Source organism: Sphingomonas abietis (genome assembly GCF_027625475.1).
GTDB lineage: Bacteria > Pseudomonadota > Alphaproteobacteria > Sphingomonadales > Sphingomonadaceae > Solisphingomonas > Solisphingomonas abietis.
In genome coordinates, this window is the sequence record NZ_CP115174.1 from 2,698,547 (window position 1) to 2,722,143 (window position 23,597).

Below are 23,597 nucleotides of genomic sequence, written 5' to 3' on the forward strand. Positions count from 1 at the left end.
GCTTCAATGGGGGACATGGAAGCTTATGCGATCATCTCGGGGACGATGCTGTTCGTCAGCCTCATCCTCGCGACCGCGCTCGCCATCGCGTGGCGATCGCTGGGCCGGCCGCGCCATGCGCTGAGCTGGTCGATCGCCTATCTGATGTATGGCGGCGAAGTGCTGTTCCAGATCATCGAGGCGCTGAAACCGGCCAGCAACGCGGTGCTGGCCCCGATCGAACTGGTCTTCGTGCTGGCGCCCGGCACGCTGGTCGCGATCGGCGCCCGCCAGCGCGCCAACCTGCCGCCGCGGCACCGGCTGTTCGTCATCGCGACTGTGGCGGCGCTGTGCATCGGCGATCTGCCTTATGCCTTTCCGGGCCGGTTCGCCTGGACGTCGATGGTCGCGGGCAGCTTCACCACGATCATGCTGGGCGTGGCGATCGCGGCGATCCTGCCGCGCGGGCGCAAGGCCCAGCCCGCCGAATGGGCGACCATCGCTGCGCTCGCCATTTTCGCGATGTTCGAGATGATGATGGTGATCGCCGACGGCGTGCAGCAGACATCGAAGACCGTGCCCGATCACGACAAGCTGTTCGTGACCATCTATCTGGTCGCGCTGACCCCGGTGTTCGTCACCAACGGCATGGCGGCGATCCTGCTGCTCGCGTCCGATCTGGCGGCCAAGCTCCGCACGCTGGCGGTCAACGATCCGCTGACCGGCGTGCTCAACCGGCGCGGTTTCCATGAGGCCGCGCTGCGCGCCGTTTCCAACGGACGGCGCCAGCACCAGTCGATCACCGCCTGCATCGCCGATATCGACCATTTCAAGAGCATCAACGATCGCTTCGGCCATACCGCCGGGGACAACACGCTGAAATATATCTGCGACCGCCTGACCGAGGGGTTGCGCGGCGGCGATCTGGTCGGCCGCGTCGGCGGCGAGGAATTCGCGATGCTGCTGGTCAATTCCTCTGCCGAACAGGCGGCCGAGGCGATGGAGCGGATCCGCGCCGACATCGCCGCGGGCTATGCCGAGGACGGTGCGCCGACCCCGGTGACCGCCAGCTTCGGGGTCGCCCCGGTCGCGTTCGGCACCACCTCGCCCGAGCAGATGCTGCTCGACGCCTTCGATCAAGCCGATCGCGCACTTTATCGATCGAAGGTCGATGGCCGCAACCGAACCTCGATAGCCGCCTGAGCGCATCCTCCCGCGCCCTCTAGTAAAAATCCGCGCACTCCCTTATGTGCGCGCGTCCCCATGGCAACAACGCTCCCCTCCCCGCCCAAGGTCGGCATGGTTTCGCTCGGCTGTCCGAAGAACCTCGTCGACAGCGAACGCATCCTCACCAAGCTCCGCTCGGATGGCTATGCCATGTCCGCCGACTATGCCGGCGCCGACATCGTGCTGGTCAACACCTGCGGCTTCCTCGACTCCGCCAAGGAAGAGAGCCTCGAGGCGATCGGCGAGGCGATCGCGGAGAATGGCCGCGTCATCGTCACCGGCTGCATGGGCAAGGAAGCGGAGATGATCCGCGCGCGCTTCCCGGACGTGCTGGCCGTCACCGGCGCGCATCAATATGAGCAGGTCGTCGGCGCGGTCCACGAGGCGGCGCCAGTGACGCCCTCGGCCTATCTCGATCTGGTGCCGCAGGCGTCGCTGCCGGGCGGCGACCTCAAGCTGACCCCGCGCCACTACAGCTATCTGAAGATCTCGGAGGGCTGCAACCACCGCTGTTCCTTCTGCATCATCCCGAGCCTGCGCGGCGACCTCGTCAGCCGCCGCCCGGATGCGATCCTGCGCGAAGCCGAGAAACTGGTCGCGGCCGGCACGAAGGAATTGCTGGTCATCAGCCAGGACACCTCGGCCTATGGCGTCGACCTGCGCCACGCTTCCTATCCGCTGAAGGGCGGTGGCCCCCGCCGGGAGGCAACGGGAGAAGTGCGCGCCCACATGACCGATCTGGCGCGCGCTCTGGGCCAGCTCGGAGCGTGGGTGCGGCTGCATTATGTCTATCCCTATCCGCATGTCGATCAGGTGATCCCGCTGATGGCGGAGGGGCTGGTGACGCCCTATCTCGACATCCCGTTCCAGCATGCGGCCCCTGCCGTGCTGAAGCGCATGAAGCGCCCGGCCAACGAGGCCAAGGTGCTCGAGCGGATCAAGGGCTGGCGGGCGATCGCCCCCGACATCGCGATCCGATCGACCTTCGTGGTCGGCTTCCCCGGCGAGACCGAGGCCGATTTCCAGTATCTGCTCGACTGGCTGGACGAAGCCCAGCTCGATCGCGTCGGCGCCTTCCGCTTCGAGCCGGTCGAGGGCGCGGCCGCCAATGCGCTGTCCGATCCGGTGCCCGAGGAGGTGAAGGAAGAACGCTACCAGCGCATCATGGAGAAGACCGCCGCGATCTCGGCGGCCAAGCTCCAGGCCAAGATCGGCCGCACGCTGGACGTGATCATCGACGTGGTGGACGGCGAAGGCGCCACCGGCCGCTCGCAGGCCGACGCGCCGGAGATCGACGGCGAGGTCCATCTGCGCGACGCCGGGCATCTGGCGGCGGGCGACATCGTGCCGGTCACGATCGAGGATGCCGACGAGCATGACCTGTTCGGGGTGCCGCTGGCCTGAGGACCGCTTCTCCCCATTCTCATTTGAGGGTGACGAGGCGGCGCTATCCGCGTTAACATCCTCATCATGACCGATTTTGCCTCGCTACTCGTCCCCGATCGCGGCCAGCCCGCACATGTCCTCCACATCGTCCGCGCCGCCGGGTTCGACGAATGGCTGAACGCCCAGCCCGAACGGGTGCGCGCTGCCGTGGCGGCCGCCAGCTTCAAGGCCAAGCCGGGCGAGTTCGCGCTGATCCCCGGCAACAAGGCGGACGACTGGTCGGCGGCGCTCGGCGTCGGCGACACGGCGACCCCATGGGATCTCGCGCCCGCCGCGGCCCGGCTGCCCGAAGGCCATTATCGCCTGCCCGACGGCCACCCCGGCATCGCCGCGCTCGGCTGGCTGCTCGCCCAGCATCGCTTCGATCGCTACAAGCAGGCCGAGCCGATGCCCCAGCGGGTGCTGCTGAGCGGCGATCCGGCGCGCATCGAGGAGAGCGTGGCGCTCGCCCGGGCCGTCGCGATGGTCCGCGATCTGGTCGATACCCCGGCCAACGACATGGGGCCGGCCGAGCTTCAGGGCGCCGTCGAGGATGTCGCCAACCAGCATGGCGCCTCGACCCGCACCACGCGCGGCGACGGGCTGGAACAGGGCTTCCCGATGATCGCCGCCGTCGGCCGCGCGGCGGTGCCGGCGCGCGCGCCGCGCCTGGTCGAGCTGGAATGGGGCGATCCTGCGCACCCGCGCATCGCCATCGTCGGCAAGGGGGTGTGCTTCGATTCGGGCGGCCTCGACATCAAGCCCGGCTCCGGCATGAGGCTGATGAAGAAGGATATGGGCGGTGCCGCCCATGCGCTGGCGCTCGCCGACCTGATCATGGCCGCCCGCCTCCCCGTGCGGCTCCATCTGCTGATCCCGGCGGTGGAGAATGCGATCGCCGGCGATGCGATGCGGCCCGGTGACATCCTGCCTTCGCGCAAGGGGCTGAGCGTCGAGATCGCCAATACCGATGCCGAGGGCCGGCTGATCCTCGGCGATGCGCTGGCCAAGGCGGCCGAAGGCGATGGCGGCATCAGGCCCGAGCTGATCGTGGATTTCGCCACGCTGACCGGCGCCGCGCGGGTCGCGCTCGGGCCGGAGCTGCCGGCGCTGTTCGGCAATGACGAGGCGCTCGTCGCCGCCTTGCTCGCCGCCGGCCGCGAGGTCCGCGATCCGCTGTGGCAGCTGCCGCTGTGGCCGGGCTATCGCGACATGCTGAAATCCGATGTCGCCGATCTCAACAATGCGCCGGATGGGGGATTCGCGGGCTCGATCACGGCCGGGCTGTTTCTGGAGAAATTCGTCCCCGCCGATCTTCCCTGGCTGCACCTCGATACGTTCGCGTGGAATCCCTCGGCCAAACCGGGTCGTCCGAAAGGTGGCGCGGCGCTGGGTTTGCGGGCGGTATGGGCGATGCTGGAGAACCGTTACACGCCCGACCGAGATTAGCTTTTCATACGGTAAGGAAACGATCCGCGCTTTCGCGTGTTTCTCTAATGTCCAGCAGCAATGGCTGCGGCACATTAGTAGGATGTCGACGCGTGAAGAACGATATGCTCAGCACATGGATGGAAGCCTTGGTGGCATACGTCCGCTCGGGCCAGCCGGATCTTACCAACCGTCAAATGGCTCTATTGCTCCTCGTCTACCGGACCAACGGACCACATACGGTACGCGGGCTGGCCAGCACCCTCGGCGTATCGAAACCTGTCGTCACACGCGCCTTGAATACGCTGGGCCGTCTCGGCTATCTGCGCCGCGAACGCGACGAACGTGATCGTCGCAACATCTTCGTGACACGCACCAGCCGGGGAGCGGATTTTCTTGAAGGCTTCAAAGGCCTCATCGCCGGCAAGGAACGCCGCCGGCCCCAGGCCGTCCCCGCCCAGTCGGCCGTCGCCTGATCGTTTCAGCCTCGCGGGTCCGTCCGCGCGGTTGGACCCTCGCATCCATGCCGTCCGCAAGGACGTGGCGGACGTCGCGCTCGCCGATCGGGTGTTCGCCCCGCATTATGCGCTCCCATTGCTGCACAGCGGCCTCGAGGCCGTCACCCCGATGCGCGCCGCGCCGGCGCATGACGCAACGGCGGTATCCGAACTGCTCGGCGGCGAAGGCTTCGCCGTGGTCGATGCCAGTGGCGACTGGGCGTGGGGTTTCAGCAGCCATGACGGCTATGTCGGCTATGTCCCGGCGGACCTGCTCGGCCCGGTGGTGGCGTCGACCCACATGGTCACCCAGCCCGCCGCCTTGCTGTTCGCCGATCGCAGCATCAAGGCGCCGGTCCTCGCCCGCCTGCCCTGGGGCGTGCGGCTGGCGGCCACCGGCGACGACGGCAGCTTCCTCGAAACCGCCGAGGGCTTCGTCCACCACCGCCATCTGAGCGCGATCGGCGCGATCGAGCCGGATTATGTCGCCGCCGCCGCGCGGCTGGCCGGCGCGCCCTATCGCTGGGGTGGACGATCGGGCGACGGGATCGATTGCTCGGGCCTCGTCCAGCAGGCGCTCGCGCTGGCCGGGATCGAGGCGCCGCGCGACAGCGACCTCCAGCAGGGCCTCGGCACCGCGATCGCCGCAGGGGCGCCGCTGCGACGGGGCGATCTCGTCTTCCTGCCCGGCCATGTCGGAATCATGGCCGACGACACCCATATGCTGCACGCCAACGCCTTCTGGATGCGCGTCGTGACCGAGCCGCTCGCCGACATTCTCGCGCGCCAGCCCGAAGGCGGCGGCATCACCGCGTTGCGGAGATTATGATATGACCGTGAAGGTTTTCGTCGATGGGGGCGCCGGCACGACCGGCATCGAGATCGTCGATCGGCTGTCGCAGCGCGGCGACGTCGCGCTGACCCTGCTGAGCGACGCCCATCGCAAGGATAGCGCCGCCCGTGCCGATGCGCTGGCCGCCGCCGACATCGCCATCCTGTGCCTGCCCGACGACGCTGCCCGCGAAGCGGTGGCGCTCGCCGCCGATTGGCCGACCCGCTTCATCGACGCCTCCACCGCGCACCGCACCGCGACCGGCTGGACCTATGGCTTCGCCGAGATCGAGCCCGATCGCCGCGCGGAACTGGCGGAGGCCCGCACCGTCTCCAATCCCGGCTGCTACCCGACCGGCTTTCTGGCGCTGGTCCGCCCGCTGGTCCGGGCCGGGTTGCTGGCGGCGACCACGCCGCTCGTCACCCACGCCACCTCCGGTTACTCCGGCGGCGGCAAGGCGATGGTCGCCGAATATGAGAATGGCACGCCACCCACCGCCTTCCGCGGCTATGGCCTGTCGCTCGAACACAAGCATGTGCCGGAGATGCAGCGCCACGCCGGCCTCGCGGTGCCGCCGATCTTCGCGCCCGCCGTCGCCAACACCTATCGCGGGATGCTGGTCGAGGTGCCGCTGCACCTCTCGCAGCTGAGCGGTGGCACGACAGTCGCGCAGGTCCATGCCGCGCTGGCCGACGCCTATGCCGGTTCGCCGCTGGTCGAGGTCGTGTCGCTCGCTGACAGCGCCGCGCTGTCCGCGCTGACCGTCGAGGACGTCGCCGGCACCGACCGGCTGAAGCTGTACGTGTTCGCCAATCCCCGGACCGGCCATCTCCGCCTAGCCGCCACGCTCGACAATCTCGGCAAGGGCGCGAGCGGCGCGGCGGTGCAGAATCTCAATCTGATGGCCGGCCTGCCCGAAACCGAAGGACTGCGCCTCTAAAGGTCGTTGCGACTCGCCGGCGGCCGCCATAGCCTGCGGTTCGTCTGCTATACGGAGTCGCTCCGATGACGATGACTGCCCGGCTTGCCTGCCTTCTTCCCCTCGCGCTGGCCTCCGCCGGCTGCACGATGAGCCCGAGCCATGCGGTGATCGCCGCCGCCGAGCGGCCACAGGACGGGCAGCCCGGCATCTTCCGGCTGACCGTGCAGGCATCCGGCCGGCAGAACGACATGCTGTTCCTCAATTCCGAGCCCGACTATCGCGACCAGCGCAACGTCTCGGTGGCGTTGACCCGCCCGGCCGCGGCGGTGCTGGCAGCGCGCTACCATGCCGATCCCGGCGACTATCTGCTGGGCAAGCATCTGCACGTCTCGGGCGTCGCCCAGCGGGTCAGGATCTTCTTCCTCGCCGACGGCAAGCCGACCGACAAATATTATTACCAGACCCACATCGTCGTGCGCGATCCCGATCAGCTGACGATCGTCAGCTGATCTACATCTCGCCGCGGGCGTGGCGAATGGCGTACCATTTCTTCACATTGGCATTATGCTCGGCCAGCGTGTCCGCGAAGACGTGGCCGCCCTTGCCGTTCGCCACGAAATAGAGCGCCCGGCTCACCGCCGGATGCAGCACCGCATCGATCGAGGCGCGCCCGGGGTTGCAGATCGGCCCCCTGGGCAGCCCTGCTTCCGCATAGGTGTTGTAGCCGTTCTTCGCGTGCAGCTCGGATTCGAGGATGCGGCGGCCGAGCGGACGGCCCTGGGTGATCGGATAGATCACGGTCGGATCGGCCTGGAGCGCCATACCGAGCTTCAGCCGATTGCTGTAGACCGCCGCCACGGTGGCGCGCTCGGCGGCGAGGCCGGTCTCCTTCTCCACGATCGACGCGAGGATCAGCGCCTGCTGCGGCGTCGTGACGACCAGCCCCGGAGCCCGCCCAGCCCATTCGGCGGCGAGCGCCTTGTCCATCGCCTTCTGCATCCGCTGGACGACCGCCAGCCGCGCCTCGCCGTTGGAATAGGCATAGCTGTCGGGGAGCACCGTGCCTTCCGGCGGCACCGGCACCGTCCCGGTCAGCGCCGCCGTCGCCATCAGCCGATCATGCACGATCACCGAAGGCATGCCCTCCGGGATCGTCACCAGCTTGAGGGTCGGGCGCCCGTGCTGGAGCATGTCGAGGATCGCCTCGGCGCTGGCACGGGCCGGGATGCGGAACTCGCCGGCGCGGATCGGATCATGCGCGCCGAGCTTGCCGGCCAGGCCCCGGAACCATGTCGCGCTGCGGATGGCATGGGCATCGGCCAGCACCTTGCCGGCGGACGCGATCGTCGCGCCCTCCGGGATGCGGACGATCGCGGGCTTGGCCAGCGGCCCCGGCCCGCGCCACATCCACATCGGCACGCCGATCGCCAGCGCCGCGAGCGCCAGCACCAGGATGAGGAGCCGGCGCATCGCGGCCTCAGATCTTGCGCATCACCAGGCTGGCGTTGGTGCCGCCGAACCCGAAGCTGTTGTTGAGCACCGCGCGCACTTCGCGCTTCTTGGCGACATGCGGCACCAGATCGACGCCCTCGGTGCCCTCGTCGGGATTATCGAGGTTGAGCGTCGGCGGCACGATCTGGTCGCGCATCGCGAGGATGCAGAAGATCGCCTCGACCGCGCCGGCGCCGCCCAGCAGATGGCCGATCGCCGACTTGGTGCTGCTCATCGAGGCGCCCGACAGATCGTCGCCGAGCACGCGCTTCACCGCCGCCAGCTCGATCGTGTCGGCCATCGTCGAGGTGCCGTGCGCGTTGACATAGTCGATGTCGCCCGGGCCCATGCCGGCCTTGCGCAGCGCCATCCGCATCGACAGTTCGGCGCCCTTGCCTTCCGGGTGCGGCGCGGTGACGTGATAGGCGTCGCCCGACAGGCCATAGCCCACGACCTCGGCATAGATCTTGGCGCCGCGCGCCTTGGCATGCTCATATTCCTCGAGCACCAGCACGCCCGCGCCCTCGCCCATGACGAAGCCGTCGCGATCCTTGTCATAGGGCCGGCTCGCCTGCTCGGGGCGATCATTATAGCTGCAGTTGAGCGCGCGCGCCTGGGCGAAGCCGGCGACGCCGAGCGGGTTGATCGTGCTCTCCGCGCCGCCCGCCAGCATCACGTCGGCATCGTCGTCGCGGATCATCCGCGCCGCGTCGCCGATCGAGTGCGCGCCGGTCGAGCAGGCGGTGACGACCGCATGATTGGGGCCCATCAGGCCATATTTGATCGAGACCTGGCCCGAGATCAGGTTGATCAGCCGGCCATGGACGAAGTGCGGCGAGACGCGGCCCGGCCCCTTCTCGGCCAGCACGAGCGATTCCGCCTCGATCCCCGGCAGACCGCCAATGCCCGAGCCGATCGAGACGCCGGCGCGCAGCTTGAGATCCTCGTCCATGTCGACCAGCCCGGCATCCTCGAGCGCCTGGCCGGCGGCATCGATGCCATAGATGATGAAGGGATCGACCTGGCGCTGGACCTTGTGGTCGACGCGCTTGCCCGGATCGAAGCCATATTCATGCTCCGGCCCCTTCACCTCGCAGGCGATCTGGCACTTCTGGTTGGAGGCATCGAAGCGGGTGATCATGCCCGCGCCGGACTTGCCGGCCAGCAGATTGGCCCATGCCGTCTCGACATCGGCGCCCAACGGCGTGACGAGGCCCAGACCAGTGACGACTACGCGGCGCATCGACGCCTCCTTCCTTGCATCTCTTTCGGGCGCTCAGCCGGCGCCCCATAGCGAAACGGCCCCCCGGCCCCGATGATCCCGGGTCGGGGAGCCGTCAATCTCTCGGCTCCATGCGGAGCCTCGAAGCTGCCGTCGATCAGCCCTTGTGGCTGTCGATATAGGTGATCGCATCCTTGACGGTCGCGATCTTCTCGGCGGCATCGTCGGGGATCTCGACGCCGAATTCTTCCTCGAAAGCCATAACCAGCTCGACGATGTCGAGGGAGTCGGCACCAAGATCGTCGATGAAGGACGCGTCCTCGGTCACCTTCTCGGCTTCGACGCCGAGATGCTCGACGACGATCTTCTTCACGCGCTCGGCGGTCTCGCTCATGTCTTCTCTTCCCGTTCGCTAAAGGGGTATGTCGTTGGCCGAATGCCCTAGACGGGGCGACGAAGGCTGGCAAGAGGGGCTGCGTTCACCTTTTGCTAGCCGTGCGCTGCTACCGACCAGCGGATGCGGGACAAATGGGCAAGCGGTGACTGGGTGGATGCGCGGCGGGTGCAGCTGGTCTGCGCCCTGCTGCTGGCCGCCACGATCCTGTCCTATGCGATCCTGCTGCTGACCGGCCATGGTACGCTGGACAGCCGGGGGCGCCCGATCGGCACCGATTTCTCCGACGTCTATGCCGCCGGCTGGATGGCCGACCATGGCCGCGCCGCCGCCGCATGGATCTGGCCCGAACATTATAAGGTCCAGCAGGCGCTGCACCATTCCCCGGCGGTGCCCTTCTATGGCTGGCATTATCCGCCGCCCTTCCTGCTGATCGCCGGCGCGCTCGCCTGCTTTCCCTATCTGGTGTCGCTGGCGCTGTGGCAGGGCACGACGCTGGCCGCGGCGACCGTGGTGGCGCAGCGCATCGTGCCGGGGCGGGCCACGGTGCTGGCGGTGCTGGCGGCGCCGGCCAGCTTCCTCTGCATCGGCCACGGCCAGAACGCCTTCCTGACCGCAAGCCTGCTGGCCGGCGGGCTGGCGCTGCTCGATCGGCGCCCCTGGGCGGCGGGGCTGCTGCTCGGCTGCCTCGTCTACAAGCCGCAATTCGCGGTGCTGCTGCCCGTTGTGCTGATCGCGACCGGCAACCGCCGCGCCTTTCTGGGCGCCGCCATCGCGTCGCTGGGGCTGGTCGCGCTGACGCTGGCGATCTGGGGCTGGCCGGTAGGGGCCGCCTTCCACGAGTCGCTCGCCATCACCCGCACGATCGTGATCGAGAGCGGCCAAACCGGCTGGCAGAAGATCGTCACCAGCTTCGCCACGGCGCGGGCGCTCGGCGCGCCGATCCCGCTCGCTTATGCGGTGCAGGCGGTCTCGACGCTCATCGCGATCGGCGGGGCGGCGATCGCCGCGCGCTGGGCCAGCCCGGCGCTGCGCGGGGCGGCGACCTGCGCAGCGGCCCTGCTCTCGACACCCTACGCGCTGGATTATGATCTGGTGATCCTCGGCGCCGCGCTGTGCTTCCTGGTCGCCGATGCGCGGGTGCGCGGCTGGCTGAGCCACGAGAAGAACATCCTCGCGCTGGCCTATCTCACGCCCCTGTTCGGCCGCCAGATCGCGGCGGCGACATGGATCCCGGTCGACTGGATCGCGATCGTCGCCCTGTTCGCGGTGACGATGCGGCGGGCCTGGTCGCTCGACCTGCGCGGGCGCATCCCGAAGATACGCCCCGCGCAGGCCTGAGCGCCTCAGATCATCGCCATGCCGCCGTTGACGTGCAGCGTCTGGCCGGTGACGTAGCCCGCCTCGCGGCTCGCCAGATAGGCCACCGCCGCGCCGATATCCTCGCCCTGGCCGAGATCGCCGGCCGGGATGCGACCGAGGATCGCGCCCTTCTGCGTGTCGTTCAGCGCATCGGTCATCGCCGAGCGGATGAAGCCCGGCGCGACGCAGTTCACCGTGATGTTGCGGCTGGCCAGCTCCTGCGCGAGGCTCTTGGACATGCCGATCAGCCCGGCCTTCGAGGCGGCGTAGTTGGCCTGCCCCGGATTGCCGGTGACGCCGACCACCGAGGTGATCGAGATGATCCGCCCGAAGCGGGCCTTCATCATCGGCTTGGCCGCCGCGCGGATCAGCCGGAAGGCGGCCTCGAGATTGACCGAGAGCACCTGCGCCCACTCGTCGTCCTTCATCCGCATGACCAGATTGTCGCGGGTGATGCCGGCATTGTTGACGAGAATGTCGATCTTGCCGCCCAAAGCCTCCACTGCGCGCGGGATCAGGCCATCGACCTCGGCGCTGTCCGACAGGTTGCAGGTCAGCGTCACCGGATCGTGCGGCAGGCCGGCAGCGACCTCCGCCAGCACCGCCTCGCGCGTGCCGGAGAGCGCGACCTTCGCGCCCTGCGCCGCCAGCGCCTTGGCCGTCGCCGATCCGAGGCCACCCGAAGCGCCGGTCACCAGCGCGGTCATTCCTGTCAGGTCGAACATATTCCGTCCTCTTCTCAGAGCGTCTTCGCGAGCGCTTCGATGTCGGCCATCGACACGACGCTGGTGATGGTCGCGTCCGGCGCGATGCGCTTGACCATGCCGCCCAGCACCTTGCCGCCAAATTCCACGAAATCGGTGACCCCGGCCGCGAACATCGCCTCGATGCTCTCGCGCCAGCGTACCGTGCCGGTCACCTGCTCGACCAGCAGGGTGCGGATCGCGGCCGGATCGGCGACCGGGGCGGCGGTGACATTGGCGTAGACCGGCACCAGCGGCGCGCGCAGATCGGCGCCGGCCAGCGCCTTCTCCATGGCGCGGGCCGCGGGCTCCATCAGCGAGCAATGAAAGGGCGCGGAGACCGGCAGCAGCATCGCGCGCTTGCCGCCACGCACCTTGGCGAGCTCGACCGCGCGCTCGACGGCGGCCTTCGATCCCGAGACGACGACCTGGCCCGGCGCATTGTCGTTCGCCGCCTCGCACACCTCATTCTCGGCGGCGTCGGCGGCGATCTGCTTGGCGGCGGCGAAATCGAGGCCGAGCAGCGCCGCCATCGCGCCCTGCCCCACCGGCACCGCCGCCTGCATCGCCGCGCCGCGCACGCGCAGCAGCTTCGCGGTATCGGCCAGCCCCAGGGCCTCGGCGGCGCACAAGGCGGTATATTCGCCGAGGCTGTGCCCGGCGACGAACTCGGCCTTGTCGGCGAGGCGGATGCCGCCCTCGCGCTCGAGCACGCGCAGCGTCGCGATGGCGTTGGCCATGATCGCGGGCTGGGCATTTTCGGTGAGCATCAGCTCGTCGGCCGGGCCTTCGACCATCAGCTGGAAGAGATGCTGGCCCAGCGCATCATCCACCTCCTGAAACACCTCGCGCGCCGACACGCTGGCGGCGGCGAGCGCCTGGCCCATGCCGATGGCCTGGCTGCCCTGGCCCGGAAAGATGAATGCGCGCATGATCCTCTCCTTATGCGGAAGCGCGCCGCGATAGAAAGCTGGACGACGGAGCGCAACCCATGGCATCGGCCCGGCCATGCGCATCCTTCCCCTTGCCCGCCCGCTCCTGGCCCTCACTTTGGCCTCGGCCGCTCTCGCCACCACGCTCGGTGCCGAGAAACCCCATGGCTATCTGCCGGAGGGGGCGTTCGATCTGCTCCAGGTGCTGCCGCCGGCGCCGGTGAAGGGCGATGCCCGCTACAAGGCAGACCGGACCATCTTCAAGCAGACCCGCAAGATGATCGGCACGCCGCGCTACCAGCTCGCGACCAGCGACGTGAAGACCGACCAGCGCTCGCTGATGGCCGATTTCTCCTGTGCGGTCGGCGTGACGCTGACGCCCGAGAATGCGCCGCGCACCCAGGCGCTGGTCGCCCGCGCCCGCGTCGACACCAGCCGCCAGACCAATATCGCCAAGGATTTCTACAAGCGCCAGCGCCCCTTCCTGATCGATCATGGCGACATCTGCGAACCCAAGGCGGAGCTGATGGACAGCTACGACTATCCCTCGGGCCACACCACGCTCGGCTGGACGTGGGCGAGCGTGCTGTCCGATCTGGTGCCCGATCGCGCGACCCAGATCATGGCGCGCGGCCGCGCCTATGGCGACAGCCGCTTCATCTGCGGCGCCCATAATGAAAGCGCGGTCGAAGGCGGCAAGCTCTCGGCCGGCGCCACCATGTCGGTGGTCCGCACCACCGCCGCCTATCAGGCCGATGCCGCCGCCGCGCGGGCGGAACTGAACGCGCTGCGCCGCGCGCCCAACACGGAGAAGCCGACCGGCTGCGAGATGGAAACCGCCCTGGTCGCCCAGCGGGTCCAGTAACGGCGCCGGCCAACCCCGGCTGGCGCCCCCGCTGTCTCTTCCCCGCAGGTATCGTAGCGGACTGATTCACGGATACCGTTCGTGCTGAGCCTGTCGAAGCACCATCCCTGCCCGCCTCGAACGGCAGGCGAAGGGCGACATTTCGACGGCGCGCGGCGCGAACGGGCCGAAGAGCCATCCTGACCGTCGATCCGGCTTCGACCAATGTCCAAGCCCCGGATTAACCGCACCGAGACTCCGCCCCGCTAGGGACGACGCCTTCCAGGGGTTGTCGGAAACGGGGCATGATCGGTCGGACCAGCATCGGCCTTCTCTTATCGGTGTCGGGCGCCCTCTCGGCCGCCCCGTCGCTCGCCGACGCACCGGCACCGCGCCTGTCCTACACGCTGGTCGGGCTGGACAGCGCCGAGGCGTTGTCCTGGTCGCACGGCAGGGCCGCCGCGCCTTTCTCCGCCGCTGCCCCATCGCGAGCGCCTTCGCGCGCCGTCCGCGCCCCCACCGCGAGCGACGGCGACCTCGCCTGCCTCGCCACCGCCATCTATTATGAAGCCCGCTCCGAGGCCGAAGACGGCCAGCGTGCGGTCGCGCAGGTCGTGCTCAACCGGGTCAACCGGCCCTCGTTCGCCCGCAGCGTCTGCGGCGTCGTCCACCAGCGGGGGGCGACCGGATGCCAGTTCAAATTCTTCTGCGACGGCTCCTTGCGCGAGCCTCGGGAGAATCGCGCATGGTCCACCGCCCTGCGGATCGCGCGCTCGGCGCTGGGCGGCGACATCTTCCCGCGGATCGGCGCGGCCACCTTCTACCATACCGCCGCGGTATCGCCGGGCTGGTCCCAGCGCCTGACCCGCGTCGCGGTGATCGGCGCGCATATCTTCTATAGTGCCCGGATCGGTTGATCGGTTGATCGGCTGACCGGCGGATCGCGCGCCGCCATCCCGCTTGCCTTTCCCCACCGATTCGCGCATAGGCCGCGGCATCCGGGGTGCCGAGCATCGTCTCTGCGCCCTCGATTGCATTGAAAGACAGCCGGAGGGGCGTCCACGCTGGGTGGGCGTCAGCGATCGGCCAACATGGAAGGACGGCCACATGGCTCTGTACGAGCATGTGTTTCTCGCGCGTCAGGATCTCGCCCAGGCGCAGGTCGACGCAATGGTGGAAAACGCCACGCAGATCATCGAAGGACTTGGCGGCAAGATCGTCAAGAACGAAGCCTGGGGCCTGCGCGGCCTGGCTTACAAGATCGCCAAGAACCGCAAGGCGCATTATGTGATGCTCGAGATTGACGGCCCCTCCGCCGCGATCGCCGAGCTGGAGCGCCAGATCTCGATCAACGAGGACATCATCCGCTACATGACCGTCCGCGTGGACGAGCATGAGGCCGGCCCGTCGGCGATGATGCGCCGTAACGAGCGCGATCGCGGCGACCGTGGTGATCGTGGCAGCCGTGGTGGTGATCGTGGCGACCGTGGCCCCCGTCGCGACCGCGACGAAGCCCCGCGCGACGCCGCCTGAGCCCTCCAGAGAGATAGGAACCGATAGAAATGGCACGCCCATTCTTCCGCCGCCGCAAGAGCTGCCCCTTCTCCGCGAAGGACGCTCCCCGGATCGATTACAAGGACGTCCGTCTGCTCCAGGGCTTCGTGTCCGAGCGCGGCAAGATCGTCCCCAGCCGCATCACGGCTGTGTCCGCCAAGAAGCAGCGTGAGCTGGCCCGCGAGATCAAGCGCGCGCGCCACCTCGGCCTGCTCCCCTACGTCGTCAAGTAAGGAGACGCTCCCATGGAAGTGATTCTGCTGGAACGCGTCGAGAAGCTCGGCGCCATCGGCGACGTCGTCACCGTGAAGAACGGCTATGCCCGTAACTTCCTGCTGCCGAACAAGAAGGCGCTGCGCTCGAACAACGCCAACCGCAAGGTGTTCGAGGCGAACCGCGCGCACATCGAGGCTGAAAATGCCAAGAAGCGCGAAACCGCCGTCACCGAGTCGAAGGACATCGACGGCAAGACCCTGACGCTCATCCGTCAGGCGTCGAACGTCGGCCAGCTCTACGGGTCGGTTTCGGCCCGCGATCTCGCCGAGCTGCTGCACGCCGATGGCGCGCATGTCACCAAGGCACAGATCGTGCTGGACAAGCCGATCAAGTCGATCGGCCTGCACGACGTCCGCGTGACGCTGCACCCCGAGGTCTCGGTGACCGTCAAGGTCAACGTCGCCCGTTCGCCCGAGGAGGCCGAACTCCAGGCCCAGGGCGTCGACGTGATGACCGAGATGTTCGAGCGTGACGAAGCCGGCTTCACTGAGGATTACGATCCCAACGCCGAGCCGGGCGCCACCGCCGAAGTCAGCCGCGACGAGGACGAGCAGGCCGAAGCCTGATCGTTTCCGTCAGCCGGAACAGAAAGGGCCGTCCGCAGCGATGCGGGCGGCCCTTTTCTTATGGCTCTTCTCATATCGAGGCCGTGTCGGTTCCGGCCGCTCGCTTCGGGGGCCGCGTCGCGCCGCGGCCCCCGATGCACCACCGTCGCCTCAACGATGGCGGGGCCGCGCGCGACCGGCTGCGGCGCCGGTCGATCGGCGCGCCACCCAGGGATAGCGGCGGGCCATCTCGGCGGTATAGCCGAGGTTGAACACCGTCGCGCTCTTCGGCCGGTCGGCGCGCGCATAGAGCGTGCCGAACAGGCGGTCCCACGCGAAATTGGTGATGCCGAAATTGCCGTCCTCGTCGTGAAAATGATGTTCCACATGGCGGACCTTCATCACCGCCAGCCATTTCACCCGCGGCTTGTAGGCGAGGTGCTGGATGCAGTGGAAGAATTCGTAGAAGCAGGTGACGAGGATGCCGGTCGCGAAGCCCGCCGCCGCACCGCCGGTGCCGCCGATCAGATAGCCGGGCAGCGCCGACACGATCAGCAGGGTCGGCAGCGTCGTGTAGAGCGCGCCGAACAGCACTTCGAGATGATGCGGATCCTGGTGATGATCATAATGGATCCGCTTCCAGATGCCCGCGAGCGGCCGCACCTTGAACATCCAGTGGCAGTGCAGCAGCCAGCGGTGCAACGAATACCAGATCAGCGGATAGGCGAGCACGATCAGTGCGATCGTGGCGAGCGTCGCGCGCGGCGTCGCCGGCCGCCACAGGAAGATCGCGACGCAGGCGACCACCAGGCCGAGATAGGTCAGGATGCCAGGATATTGGAAATAGGCGACCACCAGATCGCGGAACGTCATCTTGTCGAGATGATGCGACCGCCGCCAGAAGCGCTCGCCATCTGCTTTTTCTACTCTGCTCATCGCGCACCTCTCATTCGCCCTTGGTCTCGGGGGCGGTTAGCGGTGCGCGTCTCGGCACGATTTGATGGCCGTCAAACGCGATCAGCGAGCGCTCGCCGGACGATCACCGGACGATCACCGGACGATCATCGCGCTGCCCATGCGGGTCATCGCCTGTTGCATCTGCTGGCCGAGGTCCGGCTCCACCGCGGTTTCGACCATCGCCCGGCTCATCGCATGAAGCCATTGCCGCGCCGTCTCGCGCGAGACGTCCATGCTGCGGTGGGCGGACATGATGCAGGCACCCGGCCGCTCCTCGAACCATGTCCGCGGGCCGCCCAGCCACGCCGACAGGAATTGCGTCAGCGATACCCGCATGGGCGCGAGGTCCGGCGCGTGCATCGCGCGCAGTTCGGCATATTCGGGCTGCTGCTCCATCAGATCGTAGAAGCGATCGGCCAACAGGCGGGCACCCGCCTCGCCGCCGATCCGATCGAACAGGCTGGGCGGCTTCGCGGCGGTGGCGGGCGGCGTGGTGGTCGTCATTCGATCAATCCTGCATCAGCAACTGGGTGATACCGCCGCGGACCAGCGGGAGGCGGTTGCCGGCGCGCAATACCATGTGGCGGGCCAGCCGGGCCGGCGACCGCTCGTCGGTGTAGAGGCGGACGAGCAGATTGGTGGCGGCATAAAGCGGGCGGCTCGCCAGCCGGTGCGCCACCTCGTAGCGGCGCAGCAGCCAGGGCGAGGCGATGTCCCCGCCCCGCCCCGCCGCATCGCGGACCAGCGTGGCCAGCGTCTTCTGCCCGCGCAGGCCGAGATTGAAGCCATGGGCGGTGACAGGGTGCATCCCCACCGCCGCATCGCCAATCAGCGCCGCGCGGGTCGCCGCGAAATGCCGCGCCCAGGTCGTCGCCAGCGGATAGACATGCGGCCCGTCGACCACCCGCATGGTCCCCAGCCGGGACTCGTAGCGGCGGGTGATCTCTCTCCCCAGGGTCTCGCGATCGAGCGTCTCGAGCATCCCGATCTCGTCGGCCGAGGCGGTCAGCACCGCCGACGAGGTGCGCCCGTTCAGCGGCAGCATCGCGATCGTCTGGCCATGGGCGAACCATTCGGTCGCGAGGCCCGCGTGATCGCGCTCATGATCGACACGACAGACCATCATCGAGCGCCCGAGCCGGTTGATCTCCGCGCCGATGCCGAGTGCGGTGCGGACTGCGGAAAAGCGGGAATCGGCGGCGACCAGCAGCCGGGATCGCCAGCGCCGGCCGTCGCTGAGCATGACGGTCACGCCGGTACGGCCGGCCTTGACCGAGATCACCCCGGTCCCGGCGAGGAAATGCAGCTGCGGCTGCTCCACCACGCTCCGGAACAGCGCCCGCCGGATATGGTGGTTGGAGACCAGCTGCCCCAATTCGCCACCGTCCTCCTCCGGATCGAACGACAGCGCGAAGGGTGAGCCGCCGTTCAGCACGCGGGCGCCGCGCAGCGGGGCGATGTCCGCCGGATCGATATGCTCCCATGCGCCGAGATCGCGCAGGATGCCGACCGAATGGTGGGTCAGCGCGATCTCGCGCCCGTCGCTCGCCGGATGCGCCAGGCCTGGCAGGCTCTGCCGCTCGATCAGCGCGACCGACAGGCCGCTCCCCGCGAGCGAGCGCGCAAAGGCGAGCCCGGCCGGCCCGGCGCCGGCGATGACGATGTCGCTTTCGATGGTCTTCATTATATTGCCTGGCTGAAACGCTGCCGATCCGGCTGCCGATAGATGTCGAAGGCGCTGGCGACGAGCCGCGCATAGGCCCGCGCATCGGGCGGCACGCTCACCCGCCAGCCCGACAGCGTCGCGACGCCGAGCCGGCCGAATTGCTGGAGCGCGGGCAACGCGCTGGCGAAGGCGCAGGGCTTCGCGCCATGCGCTATCGCGACCGCGGCGACGTCGACCGTCCCGTCGCACAGCAGCCGCTCGATGATCGTGCCGCGCAGCTGATCGTCGGCGGTGCGCACGATGCCGCGCACCCCGGCCAAGCCACCGGCACCGACGAGATCGCGATAATCGCCGACATGCTTCTCATTCTGCACCAGCAGGCCGTCGAACTGGCTGATCGCGGATGCACCGAGGCCGATGATCGCATCGGCCGGTTCATCGGTGAAGCCCTGGAAATTGCGGCGCAAATGCCCGGCTTCGGCGGCAATGGCGATGCTGTCCGTCGGCCGCGCGAAATGATCGAAGCCGATCGCGACATAGCCGGCCTGCCCGAGCCGATCGAATGCCAGCACGCTCTGGGTGAAGCGCGCCGCCGCATCGGGTAGCGCGGCGGTGTCGATCATCCGCTGGCGGCCGAGCAGGCGTGGCATATGCGCATAGCCGAACATCGCGACACGGCTGGGGGAGAGGCCGAGCGCGAGGTCCAGCGTCTCCCCGATGTCGCGCAGGGTCTGGCCGGGCAGGCCGTACATCAGATCGAAGTTGATCTCGGCGATGCCGGCCGCGCGCAGATCGGCCACCACCTGCGCCACCGCCTCATAAGGCTGGATGCGGTTGATCAGCGCCTGCACGCGCGGCGCGAAGGTCTGCACGCCGAGGCTGACGCGGGTGACGCCGGCCGCCGCCAGGGCCTCCGCATAGGCCCGGTCCATGTCGCGCGGGTCGAGCTCGACCGCGATCGTCGCGGTGGCCGCTCCACCGAAGTTCGCCCGAAGCGTAGCGACCAATGCCGCAAAGCCCGCCGGCGGCAGCGCATTGGGGCTGCCCCCGCCGAAATGGATGGTGACGACCTGCCCGCGCAACAGCGGCGCGACGGCCGCGATCTCCGCCTCCAGCGCGGCGAGATAGGCGGTCAGCCGCTGCCCGCGCCCGACCGGGCCGGTGTTGCAGCCGCAATACCAGCAGATCTGGCGGCAATAGGGGATGTGGACGTAGAGCGAGACCGGCGATCCGGGCGCGATCGCCGCGATCGCGTCGCGCTGCTGCGCGGCGCCGACATCGCCCCTGAACTCCGCCGCCGTGGGATAGCTGGTATAGCGCGGTACGGAGCGGCTCGCGAGATCGGGAATATAGCGCTGCATGGCGCTGTCTTCCGCCCGGATGCCCGCGCCGTCCTTGATCCCGATCAAAGCCAGCAGCGTCCCCCAGGGATCAGGACGCGGCCTCGGCACGCGCGCGCAGGGCGTCACGATCGCGCAGGGTGACCGCCCGCCCGCCCGGCAGGCTGATCACGCCGGCCGCCTTCAGCTTGGTCATCTGGCGGCTGACCGTCTCGATGGTCAGGCCCAGCACGTCCGCCACCTGGCCGCGGGTCAGCGGCAGATCGAAGGTCACGGGGCCGTCCGGCATCGCCCGGCAGCTGGCACTGCCCGCACGATCCGCCATGCCGAGCAGGAAGCTCGCCACCCGCTCCTCCGCCGAGCTGCGGGCCAGCATCAGCATTCGCGACCGCGCCTCGCCCAGCGCCGCGAAGGTCCGCTGGAGCAACAGCCGCTCCATCCGCACATGATCCTCGAGCAGACCCTCGAAGGTCTTGCGGGGGAACACGCACAATTCGGCATCGGTCAGCGCCGTGACGGTGAAATCGGCATCGTCGGCATAAGGCCGGCCGACGAAATCGGCGGGGTAGAGCAAGCCGACGATCTGCTCGCGGCCATCGGAACTCGACGCGCTGAGCTTGAGCACGCCTTCCAGCAAATTACCGCAGATGATGCTTTCGTCGCCTGCCCAGATCACCGTTTCGCCGCGGGCGATGGTCTGTCGTCGGCCCAGCCGGTTGAGCGCGCCCAACTCGGCATCGGTGAGGCTTCCGCACAGGGCCTGATCGCGCACGGCGCAATCCACACATATCTCGGTGACTGCCATGACCTTGGCTATAGACCGAGATGACCGATTTGTCAGACAGCAATTTGCTGCGGCGCAAACAATCGAGCGGGAGCGGCCGATCGATCCGTCGGCCGCTCCCGTGATGCCCGCGGGCTGGTGGTTCAGTGGTGGTCGGGCGCGTCACCGCCCTCTTCGGCCGGCTGATCGAATTCATACCAGATGCCGTTGAGGACACCGAAGCCGACGGCGAGGCCCAGGCCCAATATCCAGGTGAAATACCACATGGCAGGTGCTCCTTCGCGAGAGGTCAGTAGAAATCGGGGTTGGTGCGGACATCGTCGCTGGTGATCCGGCTCCACATCACCCTGAACGCCCAGGCGGTGTAGGCCAGCACGATCGGCAGCAGCACGACGGTCACGAACAGCATGATCCCCAGCGTCTTCTCGCTCGACGAGGCGTTCCAGACGGTCAGGCTGGAATGGGCGTCGATGCTCGACGGCAGGATGAACGGGAACATCGACAGGCCGACCGTCGCGATGATCCCCAGCGCCGAGGCGGACGATCCCGCCAGCGCCAGCGTCTCCTGCCGCCGGTTGATGCCGATCAGCGCGAACAGCGCGCCTGCGAAACCCAGCACCGGCGCGATCGTCATCCACCGATAGGTGCCGTAATTGGCGAGCCATGCCCCCGCGCTCGCCGCGCTGGTCGTCCGCATCGGATTGGACGGGCCGAACGGATCGACCGGGCCGGCGATCCGGAAGCCGAGATCGCCATAGGCGACGAACGCCCAGCCGATCGCGAACAGCAGGATCGAGGCGATCGCCGCGATCGTGCCGAAGCGGCGGGCGCGGTCATTGACCGGGCCATGCTCGGTACGGATCGCGATCCAGGCCGATCCATGCACCACCAGCATCGCTACCGAGAGCAGCCCGCACAGCAGGGTGAACGGCGTGAACAGCCCGAGGAAGCTGCCCTCGTAGAAGGTTCGCAGATCGCTATCGAGGCGGAAGGGCGCACCCGAGAGGACGTTGCCGACGGCGACGCCGAACACCAGCGCCGGCACGAAGCCGCCGACGAACAGCGCATAGTCCCAGCGGGTGCGCCATGCCGGATCGGGCCGCTTCGAGCGATATTTGAAGCCGACCGGCCGCAGGATGAAGGCGGCCAGCACCACGAACATGGCAAGGTAGAAGCCGGAGAAGCTGACCGCGTAGACGAACGGCCACGCCGCGAAGATCGCGCCGCCGCCGAGGATGAACCACACCTGGTTGCCCTCCCAATTGGGAGCGACGCTGTTGATCACCATCCGGCGCTCGGTGTCGGTGCGCGCCACCCAGGGCAGCAGCGCCGCGACGCCGAGATCATAGCCGTCGGTGAGGGCGAAGCCGATCAGCAGGACGCCGAGCAGCGCCCACCAGATCAGGCGAAGGACTTCATAGTCGAACATGATTCCTGTTCCTTGTCCGAAGGGCTCAGGCGGTGAGCGGCGTGACGGGCGGGCTGGCGGGCGGGCTGGCGGGCGGGATGCCGGGTCCGAACCCGCCATCCTCGGCATGGTCCTCCCCATGCTCGAACGGCCCCTTGCGGATCGACGCCAGCATCAGCCGCACCTCGATCACCGCCATCGTGCCGTACAGCGCGGTGAAGCCGACGATCGTCGTCCACAACATCCCGCGGGTGAGCGACGAACTCGCCAGGAAGGTCGGCAGCACGCCGTCGATCGCCCAGGGCTGGCGGCCGACCTCGGCCAGCACCCAGCCCAGTTCGATCGCCACCCAGGGCAGCGGCAACGAGAACAAAGCGAGCTTCAGGAACCAGCGGGTGCGGTCATGCCGGCGGGTGCTGGCCAGCACGAAGGCGGTGGCGAACAGCGCGATCATGTAGAAACCGATGAACGCCATGGTCCGGAACGCCCAGAACATCAGCGGCACGTTCGGCACCACGTCCCATGCGGTCGCGGCGATTAGCTGCGGGCTGGCCATGCGCGGATCGGCGACGTGGCGCTTGAGCAGCAGCGCATAGCCGAGATCGCGCTTGTGCAGCTCGAACCGGGCGCGCTCCGCGACATTGGCGGGATCGCGCTTGAGCTGCTGCACCGCATCATAGGCGATCACGCCCGAGCTGATCCGCTCCTGCGCCTTCAGCACCAGTTCGGACATGCCCGTCACCTCCTTGTCGAGGCTGCGGGTCGCGATCAGGCCGAGCACCCAGGGCACCTCCACCGAATAGCGGGTGGTGCGGGCATGGACGTCGGGCCAGCCGACCAGGGTGATGCCGGCCGGTGCCGGCGCGGTGTGCCAGGCCGCCTCGATCGCGGCGAGCTTCATCTTCTGGTTGTCGGTGAGCGCATAGCCGCTCTCGTCGCCGAGCACGACCACCGACAGCGAGGAGGCGAGGCCGAACGCGGCCGCCACCACCATCGAACGCCGGGCGACGTTCACCCAGCGGCCACGCAACAGATAGAAGGCGGAGATCGCCAGCACGAACACCGAGGCGCAGACATAGCCGGCGCTGACGGTGTGGACGAACTTGGCCTGCGCGATCGGGTTGAACAGCACCTGCCCGAAATCGCTCACCTCCATCCGCATGGTCTCGGGATTGAAGGTCGCGCCGACCGGATTCTGCATCCAGCCATTGGCGATCAGGATCCATACCGCCGACAAATTGGTGCCGAGCGCCACCAGGAAGGTGACGATCAGATGCGCGAGCTTGCTCATCCGGCCCCAGCCGAAGAACATCACGCCGACCATCGTCGCCTCCAGGAAGAAGGCCATCAGGCCCTCGATCGCCAGCGGCGCACCGAAGATGTCCCCGGCATAATGCGAGAAATAGGACCAGTTGGTGCCGAACTGGAATTCCATGGTCAGCCCGGTCGCGACGCCCAGCACGAAGTTGATGCCGAACAGCTTTCCCCAAAAGCGCGTGATGACGCGCCAGATCGGCCGATTGGTCATCACATACACCGACTCCATGATGACGAGCATGAAGCTCATCCCGAGCGTCAGCGGCACGAACAGGAAGTGATAGAGGGCGGTCAGCGCGAACTGGAGCCGCGACAGGTCGATGACACCTGCTTCAATGGGCATGGATAGTCTCCCCGGAGCCCGTTCATGGCTCCGTTTGCAGACGATTTCTTATGCGCGTGGCGCGTTTCCGACATTGACCATCGTCAAAGACGGGGCACGGGCGCATCAG

General features: G+C 68.1%; 26 protein-coding genes. 13 read left to right on the top strand and 13 right to left on the bottom strand.

Annotated elements, in window-relative coordinates:
• Positions 1-6: 6 nt before the first annotated feature.
• From PBT88_RS12795 to PBT88_RS12825, 7 genes are all read left to right on the top strand, one after another.
• Positions 7-1,182 (top strand): GGDEF domain-containing protein, encoded by a 1,176-nt coding sequence (locus tag PBT88_RS12795; RefSeq protein ID WP_270075731.1) that lies wholly within the window; start codon positions 7-9, stop codon positions 1,180-1,182.
• A 60-nt stretch (positions 1,183-1,242) separates the two neighbouring features.
• Positions 1,243-2,610, top strand: a complete 1,368-nt coding sequence (gene rimO / locus PBT88_RS12800) for a 30S ribosomal protein S12 methylthiotransferase RimO (RefSeq protein ID WP_270075732.1) — start codon at positions 1,243-1,245, stop codon at positions 2,608-2,610.
• Between the two features lie 66 nt (positions 2,611-2,676).
• Positions 2,677-4,080, top strand: coding sequence for a leucyl aminopeptidase family protein (locus PBT88_RS12805; protein ID WP_270075733.1), 1,404 nt, complete (start codon positions 2,677-2,679; stop codon positions 4,078-4,080).
• Positions 4,081-4,199: 119 nt separating this feature from the next.
• Positions 4,200-4,535 carry a MarR family winged helix-turn-helix transcriptional regulator gene (locus tag PBT88_RS12810; RefSeq protein WP_270079250.1) on the top strand — a complete coding sequence of 112 codons (336 nt, stop codon included), beginning with the start codon at positions 4,200-4,202 and terminating at the stop codon, positions 4,533-4,535.
• Positions 4,456-5,385: a C40 family peptidase gene (locus PBT88_RS12815; RefSeq protein ID WP_407696458.1), complete on the top strand. Its 930-nt coding sequence runs from the start codon at positions 4,456-4,458 to the stop codon at positions 5,383-5,385. Before PBT88_RS12810 ends, PBT88_RS12815 begins: the two co-directional genes overlap by 80 nt.
• Before the next feature lies 1 nt (position 5,386).
• The gene (gene argC / locus PBT88_RS12820; RefSeq protein ID WP_270075735.1) at positions 5,387-6,328 is read left to right on the top strand and encodes an N-acetyl-gamma-glutamyl-phosphate reductase; all 942 of its coding nucleotides are present in this window, start codon (positions 5,387-5,389) and stop codon (positions 6,326-6,328) included.
• 65 nt (positions 6,329-6,393) lie between these two features.
• Positions 6,394-6,819: a hypothetical protein gene (locus tag PBT88_RS12825; protein ID WP_270075736.1), complete on the top strand. Its 426-nt coding sequence runs from the start codon at positions 6,394-6,396 to the stop codon at positions 6,817-6,819.
• Position 6,820: 1 nt separating this feature from the next.
• On the opposite strand, the gene mltG is transcribed toward PBT88_RS12825, so the two are convergent.
• The 3 genes from mltG to PBT88_RS12840 all read right to left on the bottom strand — a co-directional run bounded on the left by mltG (position 6,821) and on the right by PBT88_RS12840 (position 9,417).
• Positions 6,821-7,780 carry an endolytic transglycosylase MltG gene (gene mltG, locus PBT88_RS12830; protein WP_270075737.1) on the bottom strand — a complete coding sequence of 320 codons (960 nt, stop codon included), beginning with the start codon at positions 7,778-7,780 and terminating at the stop codon, positions 6,821-6,823.
• Positions 7,781-7,787: 7 nt separating this feature from the next.
• Positions 7,788-9,044, bottom strand: a complete 1,257-nt coding sequence (gene fabF, locus PBT88_RS12835; protein ID WP_270075738.1) for a beta-ketoacyl-ACP synthase II — start codon at positions 9,042-9,044, stop codon at positions 7,788-7,790.
• 136 nt (positions 9,045-9,180) lie between these two features.
• Complete coding sequence (locus PBT88_RS12840; RefSeq protein WP_270075739.1) at positions 9,181-9,417, bottom strand: acyl carrier protein; 237 nt, start codon at positions 9,415-9,417, stop codon at positions 9,181-9,183.
• Between the two features lie 123 nt (positions 9,418-9,540).
• Between PBT88_RS12840 and PBT88_RS12845 the strand changes: the two genes are divergently transcribed.
• The gene (locus PBT88_RS12845; protein WP_270075740.1) at positions 9,541-10,758 is read left to right on the top strand and encodes a glycosyltransferase family 87 protein; all 1,218 of its coding nucleotides are present in this window, start codon (positions 9,541-9,543) and stop codon (positions 10,756-10,758) included.
• Positions 10,759-10,763: 5 nt separating this feature from the next.
• On the opposite strand, the gene fabG is transcribed toward PBT88_RS12845, so the two are convergent.
• Together fabG and fabD are read right to left on the bottom strand one after the other, a co-directional pair.
• Positions 10,764-11,504 (bottom strand): 3-oxoacyl-[acyl-carrier-protein] reductase, encoded by a 741-nt coding sequence (gene fabG / locus PBT88_RS12850; protein ID WP_270075741.1) that lies wholly within the window; start codon positions 11,502-11,504, stop codon positions 10,764-10,766.
• A 14-nt stretch (positions 11,505-11,518) separates the two neighbouring features.
• Positions 11,519-12,454: an ACP S-malonyltransferase gene (gene fabD, locus PBT88_RS12855; protein WP_270075742.1), complete on the bottom strand. Its 936-nt coding sequence runs from the start codon at positions 12,452-12,454 to the stop codon at positions 11,519-11,521.
• A gap of 76 nt (positions 12,455-12,530) precedes the next feature.
• Here fabD and PBT88_RS12860 point away from each other — a divergent pair, with 76 nt between their 5' ends.
• The 5 genes from PBT88_RS12860 to rplI all read left to right on the top strand — a co-directional run bounded on the left by PBT88_RS12860 (position 12,531) and on the right by rplI (position 15,694).
• Positions 12,531-13,319 carry an acid phosphatase gene (locus PBT88_RS12860; RefSeq protein WP_270075743.1) on the top strand — a complete coding sequence of 263 codons (789 nt, stop codon included), beginning with the start codon at positions 12,531-12,533 and terminating at the stop codon, positions 13,317-13,319.
• A gap of 320 nt (positions 13,320-13,639) precedes the next feature.
• A complete protein-coding gene (locus PBT88_RS12865) occupies positions 13,640-14,215 on the top strand; it encodes a cell wall hydrolase (RefSeq protein ID WP_270075744.1) in 576 nt (191 codons plus the stop codon).
• Positions 14,216-14,405: 190 nt separating this feature from the next.
• Positions 14,406-14,831: a 30S ribosomal protein S6 gene (gene rpsF, locus PBT88_RS12870; protein WP_270079251.1), complete on the top strand. Its 426-nt coding sequence runs from the start codon at positions 14,406-14,408 to the stop codon at positions 14,829-14,831.
• A gap of 29 nt (positions 14,832-14,860) precedes the next feature.
• Positions 14,861-15,085, top strand: a complete 225-nt coding sequence (rpsR, locus tag PBT88_RS12875) for a 30S ribosomal protein S18 (protein WP_019833151.1) — start codon at positions 14,861-14,863, stop codon at positions 15,083-15,085.
• Between the two features lie 12 nt (positions 15,086-15,097).
• Complete coding sequence (gene rplI, locus PBT88_RS12880; protein WP_270075745.1) at positions 15,098-15,694, top strand: 50S ribosomal protein L9; 597 nt, start codon at positions 15,098-15,100, stop codon at positions 15,692-15,694.
• Positions 15,695-15,844: 150 nt separating this feature from the next.
• Here the strand turns inward: rplI and PBT88_RS12885 are convergent, their stop codons facing one another.
• From PBT88_RS12885 to PBT88_RS12920, 8 genes are all read right to left on the bottom strand, one after another.
• Positions 15,845-16,609: a sterol desaturase family protein gene (locus tag PBT88_RS12885; protein WP_270075746.1), complete on the bottom strand. Its 765-nt coding sequence runs from the start codon at positions 16,607-16,609 to the stop codon at positions 15,845-15,847.
• A gap of 114 nt (positions 16,610-16,723) precedes the next feature.
• Positions 16,724-17,134, bottom strand: a complete 411-nt coding sequence (locus tag PBT88_RS12890; RefSeq protein WP_270075747.1) for a group II truncated hemoglobin — start codon at positions 17,132-17,134, stop codon at positions 16,724-16,726.
• Between the two features lie 4 nt (positions 17,135-17,138).
• A complete protein-coding gene (gene ubiM, locus PBT88_RS12895) occupies positions 17,139-18,314 on the bottom strand; it encodes a 5-demethoxyubiquinol-8 5-hydroxylase UbiM (protein WP_270075748.1) in 1,176 nt (391 codons plus the stop codon).
• Positions 18,314-19,747: an oxygen-independent coproporphyrinogen III oxidase gene (hemN, locus tag PBT88_RS12900; protein ID WP_326521539.1), complete on the bottom strand. Its 1,434-nt coding sequence runs from the start codon at positions 19,745-19,747 to the stop codon at positions 18,314-18,316. The genes ubiM and hemN overlap by 1 nt, the downstream gene beginning before the upstream one ends.
• Positions 19,728-20,441, bottom strand: coding sequence for a Crp/Fnr family transcriptional regulator (locus PBT88_RS12905; RefSeq protein WP_270075749.1), 714 nt, complete (start codon positions 20,439-20,441; stop codon positions 19,728-19,730). Before PBT88_RS12905 ends, hemN begins: the two co-directional genes overlap by 20 nt.
• Before the next feature lie 122 nt (positions 20,442-20,563).
• A complete protein-coding gene (gene cydX, locus PBT88_RS12910; protein WP_270075750.1) occupies positions 20,564-20,686 on the bottom strand; it encodes a cytochrome bd-I oxidase subunit CydX in 123 nt (40 codons plus the stop codon).
• 23 nt (positions 20,687-20,709) lie between these two features.
• Entirely contained in the window at positions 20,710-21,849 is a 1,140-nt protein-coding gene (gene cydB / locus PBT88_RS12915) for a cytochrome d ubiquinol oxidase subunit II (RefSeq protein ID WP_270075751.1), read from the bottom strand.
• A 25-nt stretch (positions 21,850-21,874) separates the two neighbouring features.
• Complete coding sequence (locus tag PBT88_RS12920; protein WP_407696459.1) at positions 21,875-23,488, bottom strand: cytochrome ubiquinol oxidase subunit I; 1,614 nt, start codon at positions 23,486-23,488, stop codon at positions 21,875-21,877.
• Positions 23,489-23,597 lie beyond the last annotated feature (109 nt).